This is a genomic window from Peribacillus simplex (assembly GCF_001578185.1).
In the GTDB taxonomy this organism is placed as follows: domain Bacteria; phylum Bacillota; class Bacilli; order Bacillales; family DSM-1321; genus Peribacillus; species Peribacillus simplex_A.
In genome coordinates, this window is sequence record NZ_CP011009.1 from 26,862 (window position 1) to 47,299 (window position 20,438).

General features: G+C 36.3%; 18 protein-coding genes and 1 pseudogene. 15 read left to right on the top strand and 4 right to left on the bottom strand.

The genetic code is table 11. The features are described 5' to 3' along the window. Positions 1–424: 424 nt before the first annotated feature. Complete coding sequence (locus UP17_RS25210) at positions 425–1,699, top strand: IS110 family RNA-guided transposase (protein ID WP_061466364.1); 1,275 nt, start codon at positions 425–427, stop codon at positions 1,697–1,699. 529 nt (positions 1,700–2,228) lie between these two features. Then, positions 2,229–2,678: a YrvL family regulatory protein gene (locus UP17_RS25215; protein WP_061466365.1), complete on the top strand. Its 450-nt coding sequence runs from the start codon at positions 2,229–2,231 to the stop codon at positions 2,676–2,678. Between the two features lie 160 nt (positions 2,679–2,838). On the opposite strand, the gene UP17_RS25220 is transcribed toward UP17_RS25215, so the two are convergent. Both UP17_RS25220 and UP17_RS25225 read right to left on the bottom strand, forming a co-directional pair. After that, the gene (locus UP17_RS25220) at positions 2,839–3,282 is read right to left on the bottom strand and encodes a GNAT family N-acetyltransferase (RefSeq protein ID WP_061466366.1); all 444 of its coding nucleotides are present in this window, start codon (positions 3,280–3,282) and stop codon (positions 2,839–2,841) included. Next, positions 3,257–4,165, bottom strand: a complete 909-nt coding sequence (locus UP17_RS25225) for a DMT family transporter (RefSeq protein WP_061466367.1) — start codon at positions 4,163–4,165, stop codon at positions 3,257–3,259. The genes UP17_RS25220 and UP17_RS25225 overlap by 26 nt, the downstream gene beginning before the upstream one ends. 117 nt (positions 4,166–4,282) lie before the next feature. Here UP17_RS25225 and UP17_RS25230 point away from each other — a divergent pair, with 117 nt between their 5' ends. Beyond that, positions 4,283–5,716 (top strand): MocR-like pyridoxine biosynthesis transcription factor PdxR, encoded by a 1,434-nt coding sequence (locus tag UP17_RS25230; RefSeq protein ID WP_434218705.1) that lies wholly within the window; start codon positions 4,283–4,285, stop codon positions 5,714–5,716. Positions 5,717–6,320: 604 nt separating this feature from the next. On the opposite strand, the gene UP17_RS25235 is transcribed toward UP17_RS25230, so the two are convergent. Continuing rightward, complete coding sequence (locus UP17_RS25235; protein ID WP_061466369.1) at positions 6,321–7,595, bottom strand: IS110 family RNA-guided transposase; 1,275 nt, start codon at positions 7,593–7,595, stop codon at positions 6,321–6,323. A gap of 192 nt (positions 7,596–7,787) precedes the next feature. Between UP17_RS25235 and UP17_RS25240 the strand changes: the two genes are divergently transcribed. The 12 genes and pseudogenes from UP17_RS25240 to xerS all read left to right on the top strand — a co-directional run bounded on the left by UP17_RS25240 (position 7,788) and on the right by xerS (position 19,119). Further along, positions 7,788–8,603, top strand: a complete 816-nt coding sequence (locus UP17_RS25240; protein WP_061466370.1) for a lipid II flippase Amj family protein — start codon at positions 7,788–7,790, stop codon at positions 8,601–8,603. 160 nt (positions 8,604–8,763) lie between these two features. Beyond that, the gene (locus UP17_RS25245) at positions 8,764–9,582 is read left to right on the top strand and encodes a MerR family transcriptional regulator (RefSeq protein WP_061466371.1); all 819 of its coding nucleotides are present in this window, start codon (positions 8,764–8,766) and stop codon (positions 9,580–9,582) included. A 62-nt stretch (positions 9,583–9,644) separates the two neighbouring features. Further along, positions 9,645–10,328, top strand: coding sequence for a DUF554 domain-containing protein (locus UP17_RS25250; protein WP_061466372.1), 684 nt, complete (start codon positions 9,645–9,647; stop codon positions 10,326–10,328). A gap of 1,078 nt (positions 10,329–11,406) precedes the next feature. Further along, complete coding sequence (locus UP17_RS25260; RefSeq protein WP_061466374.1) at positions 11,407–13,566, top strand: S8 family serine peptidase; 2,160 nt, start codon at positions 11,407–11,409, stop codon at positions 13,564–13,566. Between the two features lie 292 nt (positions 13,567–13,858). After that, a pseudogene (locus UP17_RS29825) lies at positions 13,859–14,178 on the top strand (tyrosine-type recombinase/integrase); the annotation flags it as partial. Positions 14,179–14,361: 183 nt separating this feature from the next. Beyond that, complete coding sequence (locus tag UP17_RS25265; RefSeq protein WP_061466375.1) at positions 14,362–14,814, top strand: GNAT family N-acetyltransferase; 453 nt, start codon at positions 14,362–14,364, stop codon at positions 14,812–14,814. 111 nt (positions 14,815–14,925) lie between these two features. Further along, positions 14,926–15,798 (top strand): AraC family transcriptional regulator, encoded by an 873-nt coding sequence (locus UP17_RS25270; RefSeq protein WP_061466376.1) that lies wholly within the window; start codon positions 14,926–14,928, stop codon positions 15,796–15,798. 443 nt (positions 15,799–16,241) lie between these two features. Further along, the gene (locus UP17_RS25275; protein WP_061466377.1) at positions 16,242–16,421 is read left to right on the top strand and encodes a hypothetical protein; all 180 of its coding nucleotides are present in this window, start codon (positions 16,242–16,244) and stop codon (positions 16,419–16,421) included. Between the two features lie 457 nt (positions 16,422–16,878). Then, the gene (gene mntA / locus UP17_RS25280) at positions 16,879–17,286 is read left to right on the top strand and encodes a type VII toxin-antitoxin system MntA family adenylyltransferase antitoxin (RefSeq protein WP_061466378.1); all 408 of its coding nucleotides are present in this window, start codon (positions 16,879–16,881) and stop codon (positions 17,284–17,286) included. Continuing rightward, entirely contained in the window at positions 17,276–17,680 is a 405-nt protein-coding gene (gene hepT / locus UP17_RS25285; RefSeq protein ID WP_061466379.1) for a type VII toxin-antitoxin system HepT family RNase toxin, read from the top strand. Before mntA ends, hepT begins: the two co-directional genes overlap by 11 nt. Positions 17,681–17,696: 16 nt before the next feature. Continuing rightward, positions 17,697–17,858, top strand: a complete 162-nt coding sequence (locus UP17_RS28110; RefSeq protein WP_155727554.1) for a hypothetical protein — start codon at positions 17,697–17,699, stop codon at positions 17,856–17,858. A gap of 133 nt (positions 17,859–17,991) precedes the next feature. Continuing rightward, a complete protein-coding gene (gene xerS, locus UP17_RS25290; protein WP_061466380.1) occupies positions 17,992–19,119 on the top strand; it encodes a tyrosine recombinase XerS in 1,128 nt (375 codons plus the stop codon). Between the two features lie 295 nt (positions 19,120–19,414). On the opposite strand, the gene UP17_RS25295 is transcribed toward xerS, so the two are convergent. Next, positions 19,415–20,191 carry a hypothetical protein gene (locus UP17_RS25295; protein WP_061466381.1) on the bottom strand — a complete coding sequence of 259 codons (777 nt, stop codon included), beginning with the start codon at positions 20,189–20,191 and terminating at the stop codon, positions 19,415–19,417. Positions 20,192–20,438: the final 247 nt, after the last annotated feature.

A 20,438-nucleotide genomic window follows, 5' to 3' on the forward strand; every position in this document is an offset into this window, starting at 1 on the left:
GTAATGCCGATGGAGGAAAGGCTAGCTACCAGTTATCACCCTTACTAGGGAAACATTTACTACACTCAGAGGTAGGGATAAATGGAAACAAAACTACTAAGGATAGCAGAATTAGCAAAATCTGAATCTGAGAGATTAGCTACATTTTGTGAATGGTAACTAGGAGGAGCCGTGTGCGTGAATAGCGCAAGCACGGTTCTGTGAGGGGGGCAGGAACACAATCTACCGTAAGGTAGAGAGGTTCCCTTCTACTCGACTAGTTGAGGATCGGAGCTGTCTTGAAGGCAGCTTTTCCTTATAGAACTAAAGGGGCAGGATAGCATTCCTGTAGTTCGTTATTTTTCAGCTTTGAAAAAAATAGGGCTCCTCAGTAAGATATGAGTAAGACATCACTCTAACTCAAAACCTTAGGAGGAACCTTAATATGAATTTTAAAATGCAAGACAAACAAAATCAACTAATAGAAAGAATTTCTGATACACATCTAATTGTAGGTGTGGATATCGCTCAACAATTACACGTTGCTCGAGCTGTTAACTTCCGTGGAATTGTAGTTGGAGACCCTATTACATTTGAAAATAATGAAGAGGGGTTCGTTAAACTATCAAAATGGATTCATGATTTAAAAAAACTAAAAAACTTAGATTCCACAATAGTAGGTATGGAGCCTACAGGCCATTACTGGATTAACCTTTCAAAATGGTTATATAGCCAAAACATTGAGGTTGTAACAGTCAATCCCCACTTAGTAAAAAGGAATAAAGAGAATCGTGATAATACCCAATCTAAGAGTGACAAAAAAGATGCGCTCGTTATCGCGGATATGGTCAAAAACGGCTACTATTCCTTTATTCGTCCATCATCAGAATCATTTGAGAAGCTTAGAGTTCTAATGTCTAATCGTGATGTGATTGCTAAACGTCTCGTCATGTCTATTAATCAAATAAATCGATGGGTAGATATTGTCTTTCCAGAGTTGCGACAAGTGTTTAAAGATGTTTCATGCAAAGGAGCCATCGCAACCCTTCGCTTGTTTCCAACTCCAGATCAAATATCTTCAATGGAGCCATTAGATGTCATAAGGGGCTGGAAGTCTTTAATGAAAAGACAACCAGGACCTAAAAAAGCTCAATTACTGATCAATCTTGCAAAATCTTCTATTGGAACTGAACAAGCACTCGATGCTTATACATTCCATCTAGAACAATTATTAGAAGAATATGACCTCGCTGTAAAACAACTCGAAAGAGTTGAACAACAAGTTAAAGAAGTTCTCAATAAAATACCATTTGCAAAAAAACTACTTATGATTAAAGGAATAAGTGAAATTTCATTAGCGGGGATACTAGGTGAGTCAGGAGATCTAAGTGGTTTCTCTCACGGAAACTCTCTATTACGTCATGCTGGATTACATCTAGCGGAAGCAAGTTCAGGCAAATGGAAAGGTCAGATTGTCATTTCAAAGCGTGGAAGGTCAAGACTACGACGATTCCTCTACTTAGCAACTATGAGCCTTGTGATGAATAACCCTGAGTTTAAAGCCATCCATTCCCATAATGTGAAGGTAAAGAAGATAAAGAAAATGAAGTCAATCATGAAACTGATAGGTAAACTAACAAGGATCTTTGTAGGAATAGCACGACGGAATGAGTCTTACTGTCCAAATAAAGTCCAAGTAATAATCCCTTTAGCAGCATAGAAATAAAACATTAGTTATATAGAATGTATCATTTTAAAATAGTTAACTTTAATTTTGAATGTTGTCTTATTCGTAGGATTTCAAATATGTACGGAGTACCAGGTTTCTTGAACAAAAGGGCACTGTGACCCATCAGGATAGCATAACTGGCCTCCACCCCTTGGATAGGCATGACGAAGGAATGAGAGGGCAATTGACCCGTTGAGACATGGGAGGGATAGCCTCCAGGGGCGGCGTGGAGATGTACATTATATGGTAAAATATGGAGTTGTAGCTGGCTCCTTTATTTAACTATGCCTTCACGAAGCCAAAATGATCTGATCTCATTTCAATTACCCGGAAATCCCATTACAAGGGTTATGAAATCCTGCGAATAAGTGAGCATTCGAGAGATATTCGTATCAAACTGAGGGAGTTCAATAAGCGTTGTGTAGTCGAACGGTACGAGATATTTCTAAAAAGATTAGTTATTGGTAAAATAAGTTAGGTATTCAGAAGTAAAGAGATCTAACAGAGGAGAAACAGACCTATGCCAGAAAATAAAAATGATTCATTTCGTAATATGAATATTAAAGAAAAGATGGCAACAGTTACCGGATTAGCATTTCTCATTACCCAGGTAGTGGGCTTTGTATTGGGGCTTTATTTCTTTGGACTAGCAGGGGTTTTTGAACTGTTCGGCGTTCAATATGAATCTATCTGGTCATTGATTGTTTTTGTTGTCAGTTTCTTTACTTTAGGAATCATTGTCGAATTGTTTTCCAAAGCAATTTTCAAGCTGTCTATCCGAAATATAACAGGGAAAATTAAAGTATTTTTTATCCGAATCAGTTTTGAAGGCATATCGAACTGGCTAGTCCTGTTCGCAGTGGATGAGTTTATGAAAAGTATTACAATTTCCTTGAAAACAGAGATTATTATTGCATTGCTACTTGCAATAATAGAAATTGTTTTCGACGATGATAAGGAAATCTCCTAATAAAAAAATTCAACTAAGTATATTGGGAATTTTTTGTACCTTAGGTTAATCTGTTGATCGTGTTTTATGAAATGAAATACAGAAAAAAGTGCTTGATTTTTACAAAATCAAACACTTTTTTCTATTAATGTTTCTTTAATTATAGAAGCGCCCTTGTTTCTTAATCTAAACTTAATTCATAGTGATAGAAATGTTCATCACGTTTGTATCCATTCTTTTCATATAACCCTTGTGCAGAGTAATTATCAGGAGCCGTACTGAGGCTTATGCTGTTAGCTCCAGTTTGAATAGCGTAATCTTTAGCTTTATGTAAAAGCATTTCTCCTATTCCTTGTTTTCTGGCTTGTACAGCTACATACAAGTCATTTAATATCCATGCTCTTTTCATAGATATTGATGAAAAAGTAGGATAAAGTTGAGTGAATCCTATATACTCCTGTTTGTCTTTAACAACAAATATTACAGAATCCTTACTTTCTAAGCGTTTTTTTATGTATGTTTTTGCATTATCCAAATCTGATGATTTTTGATAGAATACACGATAAAAATTAAATAAATTTGATACTCCTTTTAAGTCTTCAATCGTAGCTTGATATATTTCCATTTGAATTTCCTCCTATTAGCTTGTGTTTGCTCATGTTTGACAAAAAGACTCCACTCAACGTTATAAGTCCTCCAATTACAGCATAAGTAGTTGGAAGTTCCCCAAGCCAGAACCAGGCTATAAGAAAGGAGATAACAGGGGTTAGATAAAGAGAACTTGTTGCTTCTGATGCTCCTGTTCGTGAGGTAATATACGCTAGAGTAAAGTAAGGAATTACGGTTGGGAAAATTCCTAGATAAATAACCACTAGTGTTATATCTATGGGAGCATGAATAATCGCCTCTCCAAGACCTGGAGAAAATATCATCATGAAAATAGTACCTGACCAAATCGTGTATATTGTAAAAGTAACAAAACCATATTTTTTTAAATAAACATTCTGAAAAACAAAGTAAATACTTTCTGAAAGGGATGCAACTAAAACGAGGATAATCCCGATATTGAAAGAAAAACGTTCAGTTGACCCACCTAAAAAAATAAATGCCATACCAGAAAATCCAAGTAATGAGCCTACCCATCCCCAAAATCCAAACTTCTCACGGAAAAAAAGAAAAGCCAACAAAGCTGTGAATATAGGTGTTGTTGAAACTAATAAACTAGCAACCCCAGCACTAATCGTTTGTTCCCCATAATTTAGTGCCGTCTGATAAACTGCAAACCCTAAAAAACCAAGTAATAAAATTATTGGTACATCTTTTACTTCTGGTAAACGAATACCTTGAATAACCGCAACAAGAATCAATGTTAATGATCCAATTAATAATCGTAAAAGGGACACATGTTCAGGTGAATAAGCAGTCAGTGCAACTCTTATCCCAGGGAATGCTGATGCCCATAGAATAATCGTAATCAAATGAGCAAAAATAAGTTTTAAATTTAAAATAAATACACCTCATCCTATGTTTTATTCCAACCAGTAAAATCTGATAGTTCTCATCTTAATATGACTTTGGTAAGATGTCTTCAACAGGTTAGATAGAAAAAAACCAACCAATTTGAAATTGGATGGGAAAAAGGAGTACATATGAAAAAGCCAAAATACAAATTGATTGTTGATTTCATAAAAGACAAAATCTCCAAGAGTGAGTGGGAAATAGGTAGTCGGATACCAAGTCAACGTCATCTGGCAAAAATGTTTGATGTCAATCGAAGTACAGTCATAACAGCACTAGAAGAACTAATGGCAGAAGGACTGATAGAAGGAGAAGCAGGAAAGGGGACTGTTGTTACCAATAATACTTGGACTTTGATGGGAAATCGATCCTCAACCAATTGGAATGAAAACGTCACTTTAGGTATTCATAAACCGAGTGTTTCAACGGTACGAGAAATCAATGAAGCTGAATCTAATAATAATCTGATTCAATTAAGTAAAGGAGAATTATCACCAGAGATGTTCCCTTTAGAAGAAATGAGGTCCATTGTACAAAAGGTTTCGAAACAATTGTCACCCTTTGGATATGAAGAACCAAAGGGAAATATAAAGTTACGCCAAGCAATTAGTGATTATCTAAAAATAAGAGGAATGGAAGTATCTCCATCATCCATTCTTGTAGTTTCAGGTGCACTTCAGGCTTTACATCTTATTTCAATAGGACTTCTACAAAGAGGGTCAACTGTATTTTTAGAAGTGCCATCTTACCTTTACTCGTTGACTGTTTTTCAATCTATGGGTATGGAGTTGAAGGGATTACCAATGGATAAGGAAGGGATTAAGGTAGATTCAATTTATCAGATAAAGGAAAAAAGAAAGAGTATTTTATATACCATCCCAACCTTTCATAATCCAACAGGCACGTTAATGCAGAAGAAAAGAAGGGAGGAACTCATTGAATACTGTGAAAGAGAACAACTTCCCGTTATTGAAGATGATGTGTATCGTGATTTATGGATGGATACCCCACCACCAGAACCGTTGAAATCAATGGATAATTATGGGAATGTGTTATATCTTGGTAGTTTGTCAAAAACATTAAGTCCTGGTTTACGAATTGGATGGGTAGTTGGCTCCGAATCAGTTATTAACCGATTAGCTGATTTAAAAATGCAATCGGATTATGGATCAAGTACGTTGTCTCAGCTCGTTGCATCGGAGTGGTTATCCAGTGGATTATATGATCGACATCTTGAAAATGTAAGAGAACAGCTTAAAGTTCGGAGAAGTACGGCTTTAGAAGCTTTGAACAAACATTTAAGTTTTTATGCTACATGGGATGTCCCAACAGGTGGTTTCTTTATTTGGATTAAAATAAAACCTATGTTTAAAGTGAAAAGGTTATTTGATAAAGCATTATCCAAAGGTCTTCTTCTTAACCCTGGTAGTATTTATGCAGAACAATCAGGACAGTTTATACGATTATCTTTTGGCTTTTCTTCGCTAGATGAAATTAAAATAGGCATATTTCAGTTAAGTGAAATCATTAAGAATCAATAAGGACATGGATTACTTATGTCCTCTTTTGAATACTTTTTTCGAATTTTTTAATTATAGGACGCTTTAATGAAGTGAATAAATCCCAATTTTTCTGTGTTAATTTAATAACGAGAAATTAGGATTTTTATATTTGGATTTCCTTACCATTGTATTCAGCTAAAAATTCTCTAAGCGTATGTTTTCCGTGTTTTGTTGGTAGGGCCCCTTATAGAACTCCCTCAGTTTAATAGATAATGCTCACGAATACTCGCTTATTCGCAGGATTTCATACCACATGGTATAGGTTGCTTTAGATGAACGAAAGAGATAGGACCGTTTTGATAAGATTAGGGCAGATTGAAATAGGGGATCTATTAAAAATCCCATATTATTACATATGATGCACGCATTTTCCACGCTGCCCCTGGAGGCTTTCCCTCCCATGTCTCAACGGGTCATAATCATATGCCCTTTCATTCCTTCGTCACACCTATCCAGGGGGTGGAGGCCGGTTTTGCTAACGGAACGGGTCATTGCCCTTTTGTTCATTACATCCAGTACTTCGTGCTTTCTTTGAAATCCTACGAATAAGCCAACTTTCGTTAATAACAATGTGAATGTAAATTTACGCTGCTAGTTGTTCAAGAGGGAAGACCATTTCCGGTTTATAGGCAGAGCCATTACGAGCAATCCCTACTAGAACACGGGCAAGTTTTCCACATAGTTTCATGATGGATTTCATTTTCTTAATCTTCTTCACTTTAACATTGTTCGAGTGTAGGGCTTTAAACTCAGGGTTATTCATCACCAGACTCATGGTCGCAAGGAAAAGGTAACGCCGCAGGCGTGATCTTCCACGTTTGGAAAGAACAATTTGGCCTTTCCACTTCCCAGAGCTTGCTTCAGCTAGATGCAATCCTGCATGACGAAGGAGCGCATTCCCGTGAGCGAACCCACTTAGATCTCCAGCTTCTCCTAAGATGCCCGCTAGTGAAATCTCACTGATTCCTTTAATGGCAAGTAATGGCTTAACGAATGGAATCTGTTCCAAGACGTTTGTGACTTCTTGCGTCACTCTTTCGAGTTGGGATGAAGCGAGATCATATTCCTCTAATAACTGTCCCAAGTGAAGTCTATACGCATCAAGGGCTTGTTTCGTACCAATTGAACGCTTGGCCAACGCAAGCAGGGAATGGGCTTTTTTATGCCCGGAATGTCGCTTCATACATGATTTCCACCCGGTTACGATATCTTGAGGCTGTAAGGAACATAATTCAGCTGGAGTAGGAAAGAGGCGTAGGCTTGCGATTGCCCCTTTACATGATACGTCTTTAAACACTTCCCGGAACTCGGGAAAGACAACATCCACCCAGCGATTAATTTGGTTGATGGAGCTAACAAGACGCTTAACGAGCACATCTCGGTTAGCCATAAGGACACGAAGTTTTTCAAATGACTCTGAAGTGGAACGAACGAAGGCATAGTAGCCATTCTTCACCATATCAGCGATGACAAGGGCATCTTTTTTATCACTTTTGGATTGCGTATTATCACGATTTTCTTTGTTTCTTTTGACATGGTGAGGATTGACCGTGACAACATCCATGTTTTGTTTGACTAGCCACTTTGAAAGGTTTATCCAATAATGACCGGTAGGTTCCATTCCGACTATCGTGGTGTCTAAGTTTTTCAAGTGTTTTAGTTCCTTTATCCAGTTTAGTAAGCTAGTAAAACCCTCTTCGTTATTTTGAAAAGACAAAGGTTTTCCGACCACAATGCCCCGATAGTTTACTGCACGGGCCACGTGTACGTGTTGGGCAATATCCACACCAACAACTAGATGTTGATCCGTAATTCTCTCAATTAGTTGATTTTGTTTGTTTTGCATTTTAAAATTCATAGTAGGGCTTCCTCCTTAAGGTTTTGAGTTAGATTGGTCTCTATACTCATATCTTACTGAGGGGCTTTATTTTTTTCAAACCTGATATTTAACGATCTACAGGAATGCTAACGGGGCAGGATAGTTCCATAACACAAATTGGAAATATATGTGGTAATATGGGAAGAAAAATATTAAAGTAGGTAATTTGTTTTGGAACTCTTAACAGAAAAATTAATTCTTATATCTCTATTTATATTTATTATCCATTCTATCGAAACACTTGCATATGCAGTCAGATTATCTGGTGCAAGAGTAAGATTGTTAGCTTCAGCTCTATCCTTATTTAACTTGATGGTTATGATTTCTCGATTAGCGAATATGATGCAGCAACCATTTACAGGGAGCCTGGTTGATAATGCTCCAAAAGTAAATACCCTAGAGTTTGTTGAAAACCAATATAGAATCATTATTGGTTCATCAACATTAGGAACAATTATGGGTATTCTTTTACTTCCTACTTTTATTGCAATTTTTTCAAGGGCTATTGTTCATTTATCTGAAGAAAGAGGTTCTATACCATCTTTAATAAAAAAGGGATTAACTTTCGAATACATTAAACGTGGGATAAAACACATTCATTTACCAAAGTTTTCTTACTTAAAGGATATTAGATTGAAAGATATTCCCATAAGATTGTTCTTAATTAATATGGTAATAACTGCAATCTATACAATTGGAGTGTTATCTGCGTTATATGCTGCTTTAATAGCTCCAGAAAGAGCAACAACAGCTATTATGGCATCGGGTCTAATAAATGGAATAGCTACAATTTTACTTATAATTTTTATTGACCCTAAAATATCTATTCTTGCGGATGACGTAATAAATCAGAAGGGAAGTTACCTTAATCTCAAGGGTGTATCTCTTATGATGGTTACTTCTCGTTTATTAGGAACGATACTAGCTCAAGTATTTTTCATTCCAGGGGCAGGATATATTGCGTGGTTTACCAAATTTATTGTCTAATAATTACCTGATTTTATATAGAACTAACGGGTGCGTTAGCTGAAGATCGGAGCTGCCTTTAAGCAGCTTTTTATTATGGAACTATCGGGGCAGGTTAGTTTAACTTCATATAATTGTGTATTATAGTGATAATATAAAGTTTTTCTAAAGGAAGATTAAATTGAAGAATAGATTTTCAATTGGAGAAATGGCTAAACTCCATAATACGACCATAAAAACCCTTCGATATTATGATGAAATGGATTTATTAAAACCTATACATACGGATCTAAACAACGGTTATAGATATTATTCAACGGAACAATTTGAACATTTGAACACTATTCATTATTTAAAGGATTTAGGTTTTTCATTAAAGGAGATCAAGGGACATCTGGATCACAGGAATATCGATGGTTTTTTGTATCTCTTAGAGGAACAGAAACGATTAACCGAAAAAAAAATGAAAGAACTGGAACGAATTAACCGAAGGTTCCAAAATCGAATCAAGGACATTAAATTAGCACGAGAAATAAAAGAATTGGAAGTGCCATTCATACAGGAGAGGAAAGAGAGAAGGATAGTAAGATTAATGGAAATAATCAGTTCAGAACCTGAGATGGAAGTTTCCTTACGACGATTAGAGAGTCTGTCTAATATGAGTTCTTCTATATTTATTGGGGGAGTAGGTCTTACGATAAGTATTAATAATACATTAAACAACAAGTTCAATGAATATAACTCGATATTTATTTTAGTCGAAGAAGATGATATTCAAAATCCTTTAGTGACAACTCTTCCCGAAGGAATGTATGCCTGCATTTATTATAATGGAAATCACAGCGATTCCCCCGAACATTATAGAAGCTTACTCAATTGTATTCAAGATAACGGTTTCCAAGTTATCGGGGATTCCATTGAAAGAACAATAATTGACCATTATATCTCCGGTAGTAAAGAAGACTATCTGACAGAAATACAAATACCAATAAAGTGTTGACCCTCCCGTTACAGGAGGGTCTATATTTTTGGATAGAACAATAATTAAAAGGAGAAATGATTATGTTTGGAACATTCTTTAATACAATGATGATAGTAATCGGAAGCATTATCGGAAGCATCTTTAAAAAGGGGATAAAAGATGAATATCACAACATTCTAATGCAGGCTATGGGGTTAGTTGCGTTGGGGTTAGGAATAAATGCACTAGTGGAACATTTACCTTCCAGCAAATATCCGGTACTTTTTATTGTAAGCTTAGCCGTAGGGGGATTGCTCGGTCAAAGGCTGAATTTAGAATCAAAATTTAATGCTTTAGTTAATAAATATTCCAGAGGTAATTTAGCTGAGGGGTTAGCGACTGCTATCCTATTATTTTGTATTGGAACGTTATCTATTTTAGGTCCTGTAGAGACAGCGTTAAAGGGAGATTATACGTATCTGCTTGCAAATGGGGTGTTGGATGGGATTACCTCGATTGTGTTAGCATCCACATTTGGTATTGGGATAGCTGTTGCAGGAATTGTTTTATTTATTTGGCAAGGTGCCATTTATTTAATTGCCATTTTAATGGAGAACTCCATAAATAATGATCTTCTGAACGAAGTGACGATTGTAGGAGGTATATTGATAATCGCATCTGGTTTAAATATTTTGGGGATTAAGAAATGTAATACCTTAAATCTTTTGCCATCAATAATAATTCCCCCTATTGTATTTTTAGTTATTCATTTTTCTCATTTATAATATTTGTGAAATATTACACTTAAACTAACGGGTGCGTGTGCGGCCGAGCCTAGGTCGTATCATATAGCGGGTGGGATTCCCGTCGAGTAAGAACTAGCCATTCGCTCGTAGCGAGTCTTGGAGGGCTAAAGGTAACTTTAGTCTTTAAGCGTAGACAGTTAGGTGGCGGGCCGAAAGCCAAATGGTTGAAGGGATTGAGCTCCATAATGTTAGTAAATCGAGAGGGCTGATGCTTTACGCACAGCAGAAAGCTACATTTTATCCTTCGTTAAGGGCAAGATGGATAAAACCTCTCTGGAGTCAGAGACCCTGGCACGTTACACATTGATATGATACGGCAACTCGGGAGACCCTACCGGTCTTTTCTTGTTAGAAGAGTATGGTGTACAAGCGATAAAAAGCAAGGAAACCAAATGCTGTGTAGGGAGTCGGATAGCAGCGTAGTACCAATGAAGTTGGGTAATGCCGATGGAGGAAAGGCTAGCTACCAGTTATCGCCCTTACTAGGGAAACATTTACTACACTCAGAGGTAGGGATAAATGGAAACAAACTACTAAGGATAGCAGAATTAGCAAAATCTGAATCTGACATTAGCTACATTTTGTGAATGGTAACTAGGAGGAGCCGTGTGCGTGAATAGCGCAAGCACGGTTCTGTGAGGGGGGGCAGGAACACAATCTACCGTAAGGTAGAGAGGTTCCCTTCTACTCGACTAGTTGATGAAGGAACACAAAAATGACCAATCTTTTTTATAAAAGAATAATCCAATTAAATAGTATAAGGGCATGTTTTGATTCATCTTTTTTCAAAACATGCCCTTTCTATTTATTCATTCACCTTATTAATATACATTTTTTTCTAAATGAACACTTGAATATTTAATTCACATCTATTAAACTACTGATTAGTTGTTAAAAAACACCATGGAAGGAAAAATTTAGTTGTTCTCTATTTGAAAAACACTGAATTTGATCCTTTTTGGCGAAAGAATTACATATCTAATAAATAGTATATTGGAGGTTTTTGTTCTTACCAAATTATTATCATGAAAACAAAAAAGCTGAGGGAGATTAGAGAATGAGAATACAAAAAAAGATAATAGGTATATGCGGAGCTGTAGGATTATTATTTGGGGGGACAACAACATTTGCTGCCACTTCTACGAATACTCCTCAAGTTGTTAAACTTGAGAAAAAGGTAGAAGGAAACATACAAGAGGAGATAATAAAAGTAGATAGTAGCGAAGTTAAAAAAAGAAAAATCCTTACTTATTTTAATAATAACAAACCAAAGAAGTATAAAGAAAATGAGGTTATCGTAAAATTTAAAAAGAATTACTCCATAAAAAGTCTAGGATCCCTGAGCACTACTTTAGGTATAACAAATGCAAAAGAATTGAATAAAGAAGGAACACATGTAATGAAATTTTCCAAAAATAAAAAGATGGCAGATGTGTTAAAAGAACTTAACGCTTCTTCTAATGTTGAGTATGTAGAGCCAAACTATGTATATCAACCGACAGCAGTTACAGATCCCCTATATAGCGAACTATGGGGACTTAAAAATACTGGACAGGAAATATTAGGACAAGTTGGTAAAAAAGGTATTGATATAAATACGGAAGCAGCATGGTCTAATACAAAGGGCAGTTCCTCTCTTGTTATTGGAGTGATTGATACAGGAATCGAAATTAATCACCCAGAATTAAAAGATAAAATTTGGGTAAACACTGAAGAAATTCCTAACGATGGAATCGATAATGATAAAAATGGATATATAGACGATGTAAACGGCTGGAATTTTTATGATAAAAATAATAGATTGTTCATTCGAGGAGAGGAAGACTTCCACGGAACTCATGTTGCAGGAACAATAGCTGCAAAAGCAAATAAAATTGGAGTTACCGGTATTGCTCCAAATGTTAAAATTATGCCTCTCAAGTTTCTCGGACCATATGGAGGGTACGAATCTGATGCGATTGTTGCCATTGAATATGCTAAGGCAAAAGGTGTAAAGATTTTGAATAACTCATGGGGTGGAGGAGAAAATTCACAAGCATTAAAGGATGCTATTAAAAACTCAGGCACCTTATTTATAGCTGCGGCAGGTAACTTTGCAGAGAACTCGGATACAAGTCCAATGTATCCTGCTGCTTATGATTTGCCTAACATTCTTTCTGTAGCCTCTATTAACAATACAGGAAATCTTTCAGGTTTTTCTAACTACGGTGCAAAAAGCGTAGATGTCGCTGCTCCTGGTGAAAGTATTTTAAGTACAACCCCAAGTGTGGAAGGCGACTATTCTACGGCTTATGAATATCTTGATGGAACATCCATGGCTACCCCGCATGTTACAGGAGTAGCAGCGTTAGTAAAAAGCGCACGTTCATCGTATACTCCCATTCAAATCAAGGATGCCATCTTGAGAACCACTACAAAGCTGTCTTCATTAACAGGAAAAGTTGGTACGGGAGGACTTGTGAATGCAGGGAAAGCTGTTAATTTCGAGGTAGATTCTGATATCCCTGGTATTGCTTGGAAGGGAGGAAGTATCAGTACTTCACTTGATGCAAGTAAAGATAAAAATGATGTTTATTCTATTAAACTATTAAAAGGGGAAAAGGTGAAGGCTACACTAACTGGTGATTCCGGGACGGACTTTGATTTATATTTGTATAACGACACTACAAAGACTGTAAATTCGAGCAACGGCATTGTAGCACATTCAGAAATTACAAATTCATCCAAGGAGTCCTTTACTTTTACAGCTCCTAACACAGGCACATATTATTTGAATGCCCACGCTTTTAGTGGAGCTGGAAAATACACTCTTTCTGTTACAGAAGGCATTGGAGCAGGAACATATGAAAATACAAGTAAATATTTTGGATATGAAGGAACATGGAATAAAATATCCGATGGAAGTGCGTCGGCAAGCTCATACACAAGTACAAACCAAACCGGTTCAACTGTGAAAATTGTGTTTAATGGTACAGGAATATCCTATAAAGCTATAAAAAATGACAAACAAGGAATTGTAAAAGTGACATTGGACGGAAAATCAGCAAATTATAGCTTGCATGCTGCTACTCCTAAGTATAAAGAAGAAATCTTCAGTAAAACAGGACTAACTGCAGGTAAGCACGTATTATCTATTGAATGGACTGGTCAGGCAGATCCTGTTGCCCGTAAAACTTCTACGGAGGTGAATGTTGATTCCATCTCAGTTTTAAAATAGTTGTTATATATATGTATACCTTTAACTTCATCCATAAAGAGGATGAAGTTAAGGGTTTTTATGGTCGGGAAAGTGGGGGAAAGGTTCCCATAATCCTATCTTTAATAGCTATGTATTTCTTAATTAATCATTAGCCTGGTTAAATCCTTCCATATATCTAGTAAAAATGAAAAATCTATGTTTTCATAAGTTAAAATGAATGCCTAAAAGTTAGAAATGTATGATTTTATGAAATTATCGTACATTCAAATCATTGGTACATAAGGGTTTGAAGAAGGGGAGGTCGATGATGATGACACAACAAAAAAATGTGCAGCCAATCCGGGGGATCAGCAGCAGTTAGAAGATATTAAATGAGCGCTGAAGCGCCATTGTTCGGAGCGCGATTACATCCTGTTTGTTGTAGGCTGTGAGACCGGCCTACGTGTTGGGGACCTACTCAAGCTCACCACGAAGCAGATCCTGGACCTTAAAGGCAAACAAAACAAGATTCTTCGGGTCAAGGAAGGCAAAACGCAAAAAATCCGCGACATGTATATCGCGAATTGCTTTGAAGAGGTCTTTGAGTACGCCCAAAGCGTCCCGAGTCCCTATTTATTCCCGTCCAGGAAGTGAGAACGCCCCATTCGCCGCCATAGAAGTTTCTTATGGAACTACGGGGCAGGATTGTTCAACAAGGGGATAGATTGTTAAAGAAGATGGTAAATGAACTTAATCGAGCAAGTAAATTTAATAGATTAAAATCGGTTGTTTGATATAATTACAGAAAATTAAAAAAGTTCAGGGGGATGTAAAATGAATATTAAAGGATTTTCGATTTCTACTAATAAACAGTATTTAGATGTAGAGTTAATACATAATTTTTTGAATCAAGAAGCTTACTGGTCAAAGGGGATACCAAAGGAAACAGTAATAAAGTCAATTGAAAATACGTCATTATGTTTTGGGGTTTATAAAGGTGAAATAGGAAATGAAGGTATTGAACAAGTTGGTTTTGCAAGGGTAATAACAGATTTAGCAACATTTGCGTACCTTAGCGATGTGTTTATATTACCAGACTATCGTAAATTGGGATTATCAAAATGGTTAATGGATGTTATCACCAACCATTCCGAACTACAAGAGGTTCGTAGGTTTATGTTAGCTACTAATGATGCACATGCATTATATAAAAAATACAGTTTTAATCAGATTGATAATCCAGAACGGTTTATGCAAAAAGTCCGTAAATCCCCATATCAACAATAAGACTATTTCAACAACAGGTGTGAAAGGGATTAGACCCTACATAATCGTGCACAGAATGTCGGATGATTTGTTTCAACTCCTGCTATTCTTTTGATATAAGGAGGTCATTGAATGGATTTGCTCAAAAATATGAATGATGCCATTAAATTCATTGAAGAAAATCTTACGAACGAAATCGACTTTAAAGAAGTTGCAAGGCTAGCTTATTGCTCGGAATATCATTTTAAAAGGATGTTTTCGTTCCTTGCAGGTATTTCACTATCCGAGTATATCCGCCGAAGACGACTTACGCTTGCAGCGTTTGAGCTTAAAGATAACAACATAAAGGTAATTGATCTAGCGATAAAGAACGGATACAGCTCACCAGATTCTTTTGCAAGAGCGTTTCAACATTTGCATGGCATCACACCATCAGAAGCAAGAAGTAATGGCCATTCACTTAAAGCCTATCCACCGATGTCCTTCCAATTATCCATTAAAGGAGGCAGTGAAATGAACTATCGAATTGAAGAAAAAGAGGCATTTCACATAATTGGAATTAAAAAAAGAGTTCCAATCATTTTTAACGGGGTTAATCCAGAGATCTCATCTATGTGGGAAAGTTTAGACGAGAAAACGATAAATGAACTTAAAAACCTATCGAATGTCGAGCCATTAGGACTGCTTAGTGCATCTACGAACTTTTCCGAAGGAAGGTTGGACGAAAAAGGGGAGCTTGATCATTATATCGGCGCAGCAACAACGAGGGAGTGCCCAGATAACTTAACACAGCTTGAAGTTGATGCATCTACATGGGCGGTATTCGAAGCAGTCGGCCCCTTTCCTGAAACACTGCAAAATGTATGGGGACGTATTTATTCTGAATGGTTCCCAGTCTCTAACTATGAACAAATTGATGGGCCGGAAATCCTTTGGAATGAAAATAAAGATGTAACCTCACCAACATTTAGAAGTGAAATATGGATCCCCGTTATGAAAAAGTAAGGATGGGCGAAGGATTTATCCGAAGAGCTGTCTTAAGGCAGCTTTTTCGTGCGCCCGGCATGGTTGCAATCTATAGGGTGAAAGTACCGAACCATGAAGGCGTAGTAGTGGTTAGCTTAATGCAAGGGTGTCCACGGTGACGTAGAATCTGAAGGAAGCAAGCGGCAAACCTCCGGTCTGAGGAACACGAGCTTCATATAAGGCTAGGTATCATTGGATGAGTTTGCGAAACAAAACAAAGTCCTTACTGCCGAAGTGGTACAGAGTAAATGAAGCAGATAGATGGAGGGAAAGATTGCACTCTTACCCGGGGAGGTCTGATGATAGCTAAGTACACTTGGTAACCTGTCCAGTGATGGACAGCTGAGTCATCAGAAGTCAGCAGAGGTCATAATACTTGTCTACTCGAAAAAGATAAGGAAGGACTGAACAGATTAAGGAGGATGAATGCTAGGCGTTCGTTATCTGCGAAGAAGCAAACAATTCCTAACGGAACTTATTTGAAGGAAGAAGTGGTGAATACACGGGGAATAATGTTAGAACCTGTCTTTATTTGGGAGCACGAAAATGGAAATCTAAATAAAATCGCTGGAAATTTAAAAGCATTTATATTAAAAATATAAAATATTAGGTGTATATTTATGTTTAGGTATTAAACTTTAGAATAATTAGATTTTTAGTGAATAAAAAATTCTTATTTTATAACTAGTCTAGTGTTGGCTGTCCTTAATGTGGCAGCCACTTTTTTGAAATAGGATTTTAATTTGCTAAAGAAACTGCAACCAATGGATGTAAAAGTATGTTTATTTACTTAATTTTTAATTAAAGCATTTTTTGATAATAAAGAAATCGCTCAAATTTGGAATCTTAGGTCACCGATAGGAATGTTTAGGTTCACACTTATCAACCTTTCAATGTAAGTGAAAGGTTAGGGTTTCGTAATATCTCGGTTCGTTTACAAAATCATATCTGATAACATCTATATTTTATTTATGCGTAAAATACTCATTTTACGCATAAATGGACATGAGAATGAATGTTTGGTATAATCTTCATATAATAATTAAGGGAGCGTGTCTTATGTATACAAAGATGTTTCAAACCATTCAAGATACTCTCATAAAAAAAATAGATCCCGTTTTCATTATTATCTTTGGTTCTTATGCCAAAAAATCTACACATAAAGACAGTGATATCGATATTGCATTCTACTGTGAGAATCAATCGCTTACTACATATGAAGTTTTTCAGCTGGCACAGGAATTGGCAGATATTCTGAAAATTGAGGTGGATTTGGTCAATATCCGTACAGCATCCACGGTTTTTAAAGCCCAGATATATACTACCGGTACCATTATATATTCAGCGAATGACACTCTTCTTAAAAACCTCCAAATGACTGCACTAAGCATGTACGCTAAATTGAATGAGGAACGCGAAAATATCTTAAAAAAAATAGGAGAAAGTGGGACGATCTATGAAGAATGATGTGATATTGAACAAAATCAGTGTTATAGAACGTTGCATGAACCGGGTTAAGGTTGTATACGAAAACAATCCAGAAAACCTAAAGGACTATACCAAACAAGACTCCATCATACTCAATATACAAAGGGCCTGCGAAGCGTCAATCGACTTGGCTATGCATATTGTAGCTGAACAGAAATTAGGATTGCCTCAAACCAGCAGAGATGCTTTTGATATGCTTCATGGGGCTTTAATTATTGACGAAAATACGGTCAAACGATTAAAGGCCATGGTGGGTTTCAGAAACATAGCCGTTCATGATTACCAGACGGTTAATCTAGACATTTTGCAGCAAATTGTTACGAACCATCTAGAGGATTTCACTGACTATACAAAACAAATCCTTAAATTTTAATAAAGGGGGGTTTATGATGAATTACAAAATCCGTGTTTATGATCTCCATACAAATAAAGAAACAATCAAGGTAGATAAAATCTTTGAAACGAAAGATGCTGCTGAAGCTGCTATCGAAAATCATAAACTTAAAAATCCAGAAAAATATGAGTATGTAAAAGTTCCTGTGAAAAGTTAATTATTTCAGTCCTAGTCTTCCGTGCATGGACTGTTACGTAAGTTAGTAACTTAAACATAATATAATTATGTAAACAACTATTCGTAAAAATTGAATTTTACGCATAAATTAATGTTAAAAAAGGAGTAAAACAATGGCCAATACCAGACAACATCAAGTCCATGAGCAGAAATTGGAACAGCTGGTTAAGTCCATGCCATTCTATATCGTTGAATATGTTGACAATAAATTGGATACCCGCTCCCCTTCCACCCTGTTGAATTACGTTCTTGATTATAAATTATTTTTGGAGTGGCTAATAGCTGAAGGCATTGCTGAGCAGGAGCATATTAAGGATATCCCCCTGTCCGTGCTGGAAAAGTTGAAGTTGATCGAAGCTCAATCCTTTATCAAATTTTTAGAACGGAGAAACATCCCCATCAATAAGCAGGAAACAAAAAAAGCGGAAAAGGTATCCATCAATCGGAAAATCTCGGCATTGCGTTCCCTTTTCAAGTATTTAACGACCCAGACGGAAAATGAGGAAGGCGAACCTTACTTCTATCGAAATGTCATGTTGAAAATTGAAGTGAATAAAGTGAAAGAGACTCTGGGGGCGCGTGCTTCCAGAATATCGACGAAGATTTTCCACAATGATGAGGATGCTCGGTTTCTTGAATTCGTGAAGCATGACTATGAAAAGGAGCTACCTGAAAAGTCCAGAAAACTCATATATTTTAAAAGGGACAAGGAACGTGATTTTGCGATCTTATCTCTCTTCTTAGGAAGTGGCATCCGGGTGAATGAGTTATCTAATTTAAGGCTACGAGACTTGGATTTCGAGGAAAAACAAATACATGTATTACGTAAGGGTGGAAAAAAGGATGTAGTGGCAGTCTCTCCTCCGTCCATGCAGGACATAAAAGATTACCTAGCTGTGCGATCGGAACGTTATAGGGGATCAAACGATGATGCGGCCTATGTATTCTTGACGAGGGTGAATGATGGAGCCACTCCCCTTTCCAACCGCGCCATCGAGGCTTTAGTAAAGAAATACACGAAAGCCTTTAAGTCCAATAAATCGATGTCGCCACACAAACTGAGGCATACATATGGGACGAATTTAATGGAGCAGTCAGGAGATATTCATTTGCTGATGACTCAACTGGGTCATACGTCGACCACAACCGCTGCCCTCTATACAAACCCTGAACAGGAGAAGGCTAAAAAGGCTGCGAAACTGCTGGGAGAGAAAAGAACCAATTATCGTGAAAAGGATTAAATGAAAAAAGAGGAGGTTTTCAGTCTTCTCTTTTTGTATGTGTGTATAAATGAATTTATAAGTTACCATCAATGCTTATGTTACTTGGTAAGGATAAATAAAAGGTAGCTTACTGCCTATGCTATGGAAAGACTTTAATCGTAGAAGGTAGTGTGCATTTCCTTCCATCCTTCACAAAACATCACACTTTAAGAGTCTACATGTCCAGTCAATGGAATCTCGGTAAATAAAATAGAACACTTAAATTTTTGTTTCTAAAGGACAGACCCTAATTACACTGAATAAAAGAAAATAATTACTTTTTTTCTCTTTTTAATATCTTAATTAACTTTCTTACTGGAGATAATATGAAATTCCCAACTTTTTCGAATACTTCAGTCCATTTAGTGTGGCCAGGTAAAAACATACTTATTAATGAAATTAGAAAAATAGAAATCGCCGCTAATCTTATTGCTATCATTATAAAATCAATAGGTATCCAATATTTTTCAAGTAAACTTAATCTTTTTAATACTCCAAAGTAAATTCCAAAAAATATGGTAACAGCACTTATGTAAAATATTAGTTCACAAAAGTTCAGTAAGTTTCTCCCTATTTCCAAAGCTATTTTAACAGGAAAAGGTCTATTTAAAACTGTATTAAACCAGTTATAGTCAGTATATAAAGATTGGAAAGAATTCCAATAGTGTTTATCTAACTTGCTGTAAAAGCGCTCCAAGTTAATATAGAACGCTTTTTGATCTATCTGTGTTCTGTTTCTGGATTTCCTATATTCCTTTTCTAAATCTAAATAAGAATCTATCAGATTACGGTCACCCAATTTGAAAAGAGACATCTCAATACGACCATGCTTATTAAACCATTTTTGTACTTCATAGTTTTTTTCAAACTCATCCTCAATTTGGAGAATAATTCTTAAGTCAAAATACATTGATCCTAATATGCCCTCTAAGCTCTCCTTCACCTGAGCATAAAAATTATTAAGCTTATTATTTCTTTTTGTATATAAATATGCTAATGATGCTGCAACAATTGCTACCAATATAGGGAGATACTCTTTAGTTAAGGTCATAAAGTAAAAGCCACCTCAAATAATAAATCACTCAAATTTTCAGCCCAAAAAATACTGTTTCCTCACCATTTACCATTTTAAAAGCTTTCTTAAACATCTTTCTTTTTGTTACATAAATAAAATAATCTATTGATCAAAAAGGATATACCTAGAGAACCATCTTTTTTCATTGATCCGCTTCTACTTTCGCAAGATGCTACGTCCGTAATTGGGGGTTTAAGTAATAAAAATGATTCTTAAATCCCCC

Bases quoted from the DNA above. Each gene is read 5' to 3' on its own strand.
- UP17_RS28110 (WP_155727554.1), top strand. From the start codon at position 17,697: ATGAATTACAAAATCCGTGTTTATGATCTCCATACAAATAAAGAAACA.
- UP17_RS25260 (WP_061466374.1), top strand. From the start codon at position 11,407: ATGAGAATACAAAAAAAGATAATAGGTATATGCGGAGCTGTAGGATTA.
- UP17_RS25295 (WP_061466381.1), bottom strand. From the start codon at position 20,191: ATGACCTTAACTAAAGAGTATCTCCCTATATTGGTAGCAATTGTTGCA.
- UP17_RS25215 (WP_061466365.1), top strand. From the start codon at position 2,229: ATGCCAGAAAATAAAAATGATTCATTTCGTAATATGAATATTAAAGAA.
- UP17_RS25250 (WP_061466372.1), top strand. From the start codon at position 9,645: ATGTTTGGAACATTCTTTAATACAATGATGATAGTAATCGGAAGCATT.
- mntA (WP_061466378.1), top strand. From the start codon at position 16,879: ATGTATACAAAGATGTTTCAAACCATTCAAGATACTCTCATAAAAAAA.
- UP17_RS25265 (WP_061466375.1), top strand. From the start codon at position 14,362: ATGAATATTAAAGGATTTTCGATTTCTACTAATAAACAGTATTTAGAT.
- UP17_RS25220 (WP_061466366.1), bottom strand. From the start codon at position 3,282: ATGGAAATATATCAAGCTACGATTGAAGACTTAAAAGGAGTATCAAAT.
- UP17_RS25270 (WP_061466376.1), top strand. From the start codon at position 14,926: ATGGATTTGCTCAAAAATATGAATGATGCCATTAAATTCATTGAAGAA.
- UP17_RS25275 (WP_061466377.1), top strand. From the start codon at position 16,242: ATGAATGCTAGGCGTTCGTTATCTGCGAAGAAGCAAACAATTCCTAAC.
- UP17_RS25235 (WP_061466369.1), bottom strand. From the start codon at position 7,595: ATGAATTTTAAAATGCAAAACAAACAAAATCAACTAATTGAGAGAATT.
- xerS (WP_061466380.1), top strand. From the start codon at position 17,992: ATGGCCAATACCAGACAACATCAAGTCCATGAGCAGAAATTGGAACAG.
- hepT (WP_061466379.1), top strand. From the start codon at position 17,276: ATGAAGAATGATGTGATATTGAACAAAATCAGTGTTATAGAACGTTGC.
- UP17_RS25210 (WP_061466364.1), top strand. From the start codon at position 425: ATGAATTTTAAAATGCAAGACAAACAAAATCAACTAATAGAAAGAATT.